The organism is Streptomyces lycii, assembly GCF_009735685.1.
In the GTDB taxonomy this organism is placed as follows: Bacteria; Actinomycetota; Actinomycetes; order Streptomycetales; family Streptomycetaceae; genus Streptomyces; species Streptomyces lycii.
Genome location: NZ_WHPN01000229.1, coordinates 1 through 1337, shown reverse-complemented (window position 1 = coordinate 1337; position 1337 = coordinate 1). Strand labels below are relative to the sequence as shown.

The following is a 1337-nucleotide window of genomic DNA, read 5'->3' as shown; positions in this document are numbered from 1 at the left end:
GCGTGGGGCTGAAGGTGGTCAGCAGATACGCGGCGGCGAGCCCGAGCCCGATGCCGAGCGCACCGCCGAGCAGCCCGCCGACCAGGGACTCGCCGACGACCTGCCGGGTGACCCGGCCGCTGGTCCAGCCCAGCGCCTTGAGCGTGCCGAACTCCCGTACGCGGCGGCCGACGGCGGAGGAGGTGAGCAGTCCGGAGACGAGGAAGGCGACGAGCAGAACGGTGGCGGAGAGCCAGCTGCCGACGCTCGACGCGAGGTCGGCGGCGGTGCCCAGGGAGCCGGAGACCGTCTTCGCCAGATCGGCGGAGGTGGTGACGGTGGTGCCGGGGACGTTCTCCTGCACGGCGGCCTTCACGGCACCGATGGCCTGGGAGTCGACCGTCCGGACATAGACGGTGGTGATCTTGTCCTCGGCGTCGGCGAGCGTCTGGGCCTGCCGCAGCGGGATGTAGACGTCGGCGGCCGCCGAGCCGCTGTCGGCGGTGGCGATGCCGACGATCTCGAAGTCCTCGCCCTTGACCCCGACGGTGCCGCCGACGGACAGGTCCTCGCTCTTGGCGTACGCGCTGTCGACGACGGCCTTCCGCGCGTTCGTCTCGCCCGTTTCGAAGCCGCGGCCCGCCGTGATCGCGGAGGAGGTCAGCGGTCCGAGGGCGGGCTCGGTGACATCGGTGCCGTAGACGGTGAAGGAGTTGAGGTCGAAGTCGGCGCCGCCGCCGCGGACCGCCGGGCCGCCTCCGCCGCCCTGCCCGGGCGCGTCGCCGTCCTGACGCGGCGCCACTTCGGCCTTGCCGCGCCGGAATTCGCCGTCCACCGTGACATGGAGGAGGCTGAGGCCGCCCACGGCCCGGGCCACGCCGTCCTGTTCGGCGACCTTGCCGACGGTGCCGGAGGAGAGGGTGTCGAACCCCTGCACCATCAGCTGGTCGGAACTCTGCTCCTCGCCTTCCTCCCCGGCGTCGAACCGGAAGCGCGGCCGGGCCGGCGCTCCGTCTTCGGGGGTCTCCCGGGCCTTGGTGACCGTCATGTCGGTGCCCAGGCCGTAGAGCGACTCCAGGACCTGCGTCTGAGCCTGTCTCATCCCGGAGGACACGGAGGTCACGACGATGACGAGGGCGATACCCAGGGCGAGTCCGGAGGCCACGACCAGTGCCGCTTTTCTGCGGCGGCGCAACTCGCGCCGGAGGTAGGTGAGGAACATGGCCCGAAGCTAGAGCGCCATGCTGAGGAGGGCCTGAGGAGAAGGTGAGAGCGGCCTGAGACGCGGCCGGGCGGCGCGTTCCCGCGGGCGGGGCGCGGCCTCGGGACGGCGGACGGCCCGCGCTGCGGACGGCGGG

The 1337-nt window shown here is 72.8% G+C and carries 1 protein-coding gene; it reads right to left on the bottom strand.

The features are described from left to right. Positions 1–1201: ABC transporter permease (locus GCU69_RS09240; RefSeq protein ID WP_156205642.1), on the bottom strand; the 1201-nt coding region annotated here is incomplete at its 3' end. Between the last annotated feature and the right edge of the window lie 136 nt (positions 1202–1337).